The 5,640-nt window shown below is 64.0% G+C and carries 1 protein-coding gene and 3 pseudogenes; 2 read left to right on the top strand and 2 right to left on the bottom strand.

What is annotated here, in order from left to right; all coding sequences use genetic code 11:
* Positions 1–138 precede the first annotated feature (138 nt).
* Positions 139–351: pseudogene (locus ACFYP3_RS36820) on the top strand (IS256 family transposase); the annotation flags it as partial.
* A gap of 74 nt (positions 352–425) precedes the next feature.
* On the opposite strand, the pseudogene ACFYP3_RS36815 reads toward ACFYP3_RS36820, so the two are convergent.
* Together ACFYP3_RS36815 and ACFYP3_RS36810 are read right to left on the bottom strand one after the other, a co-directional pair.
* A pseudogene (locus ACFYP3_RS36815) lies at positions 426–653 on the bottom strand (IS6 family transposase); the annotation flags it as partial.
* Positions 654–1,511: 858 nt separating this feature from the next.
* Positions 1,512–3,998, bottom strand: coding sequence for a cellulase family glycosylhydrolase (locus ACFYP3_RS36810; protein WP_388842405.1), 2,487 nt, complete (start codon positions 3,996–3,998; stop codon positions 1,512–1,514).
* Positions 3,999–4,429: 431 nt separating this feature from the next.
* On the opposite strand from ACFYP3_RS36810, the pseudogene ACFYP3_RS36805 reads away from it, so the two are divergent.
* Positions 4,430–5,043 (top strand): annotated as a pseudogene (locus ACFYP3_RS36805) (transposase); the annotation flags it as partial.
* Positions 5,044–5,640: the final 597 nt, after the last annotated feature.

Raw genomic sequence — 5,640 nt, 5'->3', positions numbered from 1 at the left:
CGAGCGCGTGCGGGACATCGAGTACGGCACGATAGGGAACCAACAGAGCCCCAAGGCTGAAGAGTTGAGCGGTGACACCTCGCTCAACAGCCTTGAGGCTCTGTCCGTTCCATCGAGCACCCCACCGTCACCCGATCAATGGCCACTCTGAAAAGGCTCAGTGAGAACATAGCGACACCGTTCGAGGTGGAGGCGGTGTCGGCGGGCGTGGGTGACCGGTTCCTGAACGAGCTCGTGGCCCGGGCGCAGGCCGAGGGCCTGTGGCTGACGGGTGAGGGCGGGCTGCTCCAGCAGCTGACGAAGCGGCTGCTGGAGTCTGCTCTCGAGGGCGAGATGACGGGCCATCTCGGGGTGCTGTCACGTTGTTGGGGTGTGATCGTCTGTTGGCGTGTGGGGGTGTGGCGGACCCTTGCTGGCGCTTGGGTTCAGGCTCCTGTGGGTAGACCGATGCCGGCGGTGACGCGCTCCCAGATGGTGAAGCGGACAAGTTTCTCGAAGCGGTGGCCGACGGCAGTCATCGGGTGGCGTGGGGGCCGGAAGTGGGGTGAGATGCCGCTGAACGCGGACAAGAACCTCTGGGCGGCTTGGGGTGAGCGGAAGCCTTTCATCGCACGTTCGCGTTGCCTGGTGGGCTGGTGGCTGTTCTCGGCGCGTCTGCGCCGTTTGCGCAGGGGCCGGCTGGTGCGGAGTCGCTTGATCAAAGTCCTGTTCAGGCCGGCTCTGATGCCCTGGTAGAGGGAGCGGTGGATGGCCTCGTGGCGCAGGTGCCGTTTGGGCCAGAGGGCACGAGGGTGTGCGGCGAGCTGTTCGGGGCTCCATTCGATGGAGCTTGTCCCAGACCTCGCCAGCTTCACTCGCCCGCGGCCGCCGGAACCGCTCCCAGGATCACTGGTGGGCTAGGTCGGCGTCGTAGACGCCGTTGCCATGACGGCGGCCGTTGCGGCGCAACTCGCGGCTGACGGTCGACGCCCGCCCTGTGCCTCGGCGGCCTGCTCCGCCTGGCGGGCCTGCTTACATCCCTCTCAAGTCATTCGCGACCACCGATAGGACTCAGGCGGCACCCCTGCCCACAGCCAACTTGACCCCACCCAACGCAGCCGGACCGAGGGCCGTGGTGGCCAGCATTCGGGCAGGCCACCCCGCCCAACCAAGGGCAGCAGCCGGACAGGCGACACGGATGCCGGCGCGGCCACTGCAACCTGGACACCCCTTGAATGCGGAATCTCCCGAAACCGTCATGCAAGTCCAGCACCAACAACGTCAGGGATGAGCTGGGACTGCACAGTCAGCCCCGTCAACACTCTGCCACCCACCTCACTCGCAGGCGCTGCAGATGGAAAAGCTCGGGGTCCCCCCTATGACTGGCGGGCCGCGAACCGATCCGGTTCGCGGCCCGCCATTATCGAGCGTTCTTCAGGGTAGCAACCGGCGGAATCCATCGAGGCGGACGTGCGGCAGACCTCCATCCCGCACATCCCCCGGAGGCTCCGCCTGCAGATAATTTCTCCATATCACCCGCTATAGGGGAAGAACTCCCACTGCTGCCGGGCTTCTCCCGGGGTGCAGCCCTGGACGAAAGCGCGTCCCTCATTTTCCGCCGGTGCGGTCAGGCAGCGCCCACTGTCCTTGCCGGAGATGGTGTAAATGTGGATGGTGTCATCCGAGTATCTCCGCCACTGAGAGCTTTCCCGTGGACTTTCGTTGCCGCTGCCGTCGCAGCGGCGCAAGTAAAGGCCGGCGGTGATGGAGGGCTCCTCATCAGGCACGGCTGTGGCGCAGTACGTTGCATCTCCGTCACCTGCTTGCAGTTGACCATTATCAGCGAAAAGCCATTTCTCAGCAGTGTTGTAGTCGGTTGTGCCGCAGGAATAGTTGTCGACGATAATATTGTTACCGTCGTACCATGAACCGTCGACGAAAGTCACGCAGCGATCCACGGCTGACTTTAGGCGAATCTTGAGGAATCGCGCATCAGTCCGTGCCAGTCGAACAGGGTTGGTTTTGTTATTCACGGAGGTCTTCAGTTTGTCCTGGATTTCTTTGAGGAACGTCTGCCTCTTGGCTTCGGTGTCGTGTCCCAGTGCTGTCAATGTGTTGACGGTGTTGGGGAGGACGAAGAGGAAGTGCCGGGTTTCTGCGTCGGTTCCGGTAGATGTCGGGTCGGTCCAGTATGACAACTGCCGTCCGGCGTTGGTGGTGTGCGGTTCGGGGCGCAGGAGGACCTCGTTGGATTTGCCCGTCGTGGCTGGCGTGGCGGACAGGTCGGTTGCTTTGTAGATTCCTGTGTCAGTGATGATCGTGGTGTTGGCAGGGTTGAATTGGCTGGGCAGGAATGTCTGGGTGGGCGCGTTACTGTTGCGCCCCTTCCAGGCCTGGAAGATGAATCTATTGGTGTCGAAGTAGCATTTCAGGCCGTCGCCGGGGCACAGTTTGAGCCAGTTAAGGGCGGTCGAGGTGGCATCGGACGGGCGGGCGTTGTACTGGAAGTTGAGCAGGCTTCCCTGGACGGCCTGCGGATAGGCCTGGCCAATGAGATTACTGTCGATCACCGGTGTAATCTTGCCGTTGTCGTCACGCTCGATGACGGAATGGTCCTCACCGTTCCAGCCGTCATTCTCCACTCCGCCCGGGTTGTCGTCTTTGTGGCGGTCGTGGTAGATGTCCCAGTGCCACTGGGTGCCGGAGAGCACGGGCTGGTAGTCGTCGAGAGTGTCGCCGCTGACGGTTTGCCCCGAGTTCATACCCTGGTACATGCCGGCGAGTATGCGCGCCGTGTCAAGTTTACCGTCCTTCTCCACAAAGGCTCCGAACTCGGAGACAAAGGCGGGGCTGCCCCAATCGCGGGCAGCCGCGCGAATACTATCGAACGCGGCCAGGTATTCACCGGTTACGGCGCTGCCCAATAATGAAGTGAGGAGAAAATTCTGGCGGGCGGTGTTGTAGTAGTGCGGCGTGAAGACGATCTTTCCGGTTTTCTTCGGGTCGGGGTGAGTGCCCAGCGCTGGCGCGAATATTGATTGCTCACTGTTCCAGAATACGTTGGGTTCGGCGAACAAGAGCTTGTTCTTCCACCCGTTATCGTTCATTGCGGTCCGGATTTTTCGATAGAACGGCCACAGCTTTTCCTCGTCCCACTGCTGCGCCTTACCCACCCCCTTCATATCCTCACCGTCGAATGGTTCGTTCGCCGGTTCGAATCCCACGATCCGGTTCCAGCTGCCCGCGGACAGCTGCAGCCGGGATTGCAAATATGCCAAAACCTTGGCGGCGTGTTTGACAAAAGCATCTTGGACCCGGAACTTAGTTCCGTCCTTTGCCGTTACTAACTGGTTGCTCCAGAATGCTCGGGCGGCGGGCCGCACCCCGGCCTCGTCCGTCTGCTGATATTGCGCCCATTTGCCTGGGCAGATAAGACTTCCGGTGTTACATTTTGCCTTGCCTCGCAGGCCAAGCCCGTCGACCACCCAGTCCGGCATGCCCTCACCGGTGGTGTCCGAACCCTCAGGGAACAACGCTCGGGCCATGAGGTCCTGGTGAAACTCCACGATCACGCGCAGCCCGAGTGAGGTGGCCTCTTTGATTTGCGCGACTGCTTTGTCCAAGTACTCCGTATTTATCGTTCCCCGAGTGGGCTCCGTACCCTCCCACAGGATCTGGAAACGCACGACATTCGACCCCGCCATATTCTTCATAGCCTTAAAGGATTCGGTGGCGTCCGCGGTACTACGGAAAGGCAGCATGCCGCTTTCCTTGAGCTTGGTGGATCCTGACACCGCGTAACCACGCAGCACCACCTCACGGCCGTAGCCGTCCACGAAGACCTTGTCGGTGGTGTTGACGGCGCTCGCCCTCAGGGAGACGGGGGCAGCCCATGTGTCGTCGTCGGGGTATGTGTGCACCGTGTCGGCGCCTGCAGGGTGGACCGCCGTCGTGAGGAGGACCGCGCCTGCGCCCGCCGCCACCGCGAGACGACGGCCCAGAACCCCCCAGATAGACACCGCCCCCTGGGGTGGTGTAACCGGGACAAAGGGCGATGCGATTGCCGTCAGGGCAGGACCAGCCTGCCCGTCCGGGGGCGCCACTGGGGCCTTCGCCCGCAATCGCGCCCGCTTGCCTTTCTCGGTCCATCCGCACTTTGAGGACTGCCGCCTGCCCTGTCTGACCACGAGAATCTCCGCTCTGCGAAAAAAATAGAATCCGCTCCTCACACCAGGCACCGCCATTGCGGTGCGAGAGGCAGCCGATTCCGACTGCAATCCACAGCTTTCGGCGGCAGGTGGTATCGAAACAGCTACCCTTCACGACCATTACAAGCGCAGGGGCCTGAAGGTCATTTGCCATATACAGAGGGCCCGCGCTGCCCGGCATGACGCCCGAGGCGGTGTACGGCTGCCGCGCATCGGGGCGGTTGTTGCCCGTTGAGGCGCCGGTGCGGTGGGCGGTGGGCATCTCCGGCCACTCTTCGTCCCTGCTGCTGGCTCTGCTGGTCTCGCAAGGTCCAGCAGGGTCGTCTACGTGCCGGGCCGCACAGTCAACCGCATGTCGGACGCCTACGAGGCGAGGGCAAGACCGACGCACGCGACGCCCGGGTCACCGCCGACCAAGCCCGTATGAGCCCCAAGGACTTCACCCTGCTGGACATGCCGCCGGAGACCGCCTCCACCCGCCGCCTCCTGACGCGCTACCGGGCCGATCCCATCGCCGACCGCGTGCGACTGATCAACCGTCTCCGGGACCTGCTGGTCGGTATTTGCCCGGCCCTGGAGCGGGCTTTTGACTACTCTGCGGCGAAGGGCCCTGTCGTCCTGCTGACCGAGTACCAGACCCCGGCCGCCCTGCGCCGTATCGGTGCGAAACGGCTGATGACATGGCTGGAACGCCGAAAGATCCGTAGCACCGACACCACCGCGGCCAAGGCCGAGGAGGCCGCCCAGTCTCAGCAGATCGCGCTGCCCGGCGAGAAACGGGCCCGCCCAACTCGTCCCTGGCCTCGCCCACCAGCTGCTGGCCCTGGACGAACGGATCAAGGACAACGACAGGGAGGGCCACGAACCATGCTCGGGCATACCGAAAGACTGGCGACCGCCCACCAGAACTCAGGCAAGCCGGTACCCGGCCCGCGGACAGCCGTCTGGCCAGGAGACCGGATCTTCCTCCGCCGGCCACCGGCAGGGGGGCCGCTGCCGGCCGGGGCGGTGCCCGACGACGTGCGACGGCAGCCGGGAATCCTGCCCTCGGCCGGCAGCACCACGGGGGGGCGGGAGCGGCCCGTCCGAAGGCGGCTCCCTGCGGGACTCATTGCACCCCTCCACAGGGCGGGGCCTGAAGTTGACGCGCTGGGCCTGGTATGAGCCCCACCCAGACAGAGTGATGAGAGCCGCTGTGGCCGCCCCCAGTCCCCGGGCAAGGCTGCGCCGGGCCACCGCCTGCCGACCGGGGCGGCCTACGCCAACGATGCCAGAATCCGCTGCGCCTGCGGCATACAGCCCGCTGCCCGTGCCGCAGCCGGTCCCGCCATGCTCTCCCCATCCGGTCCCAGGGCACGGAGCCTTTTCAGAGTGGCCACTGATCGGGTGACGGTGGGGTGCTCGATGGAACGGACAGAGCCCCAAGGCTGTTGAGCGAGGTGTCACCGCTCAA

The sequence above is a fragment of the Streptomyces sp. NPDC005533 genome (assembly GCF_042871845.1).
Lineage (GTDB): Bacteria > Actinomycetota > Actinomycetes > Streptomycetales > Streptomycetaceae > Streptomyces.
Note: the sequence above shows the minus strand (reverse complement) of the source record. Positions and strands in the feature narration are given on the sequence as shown.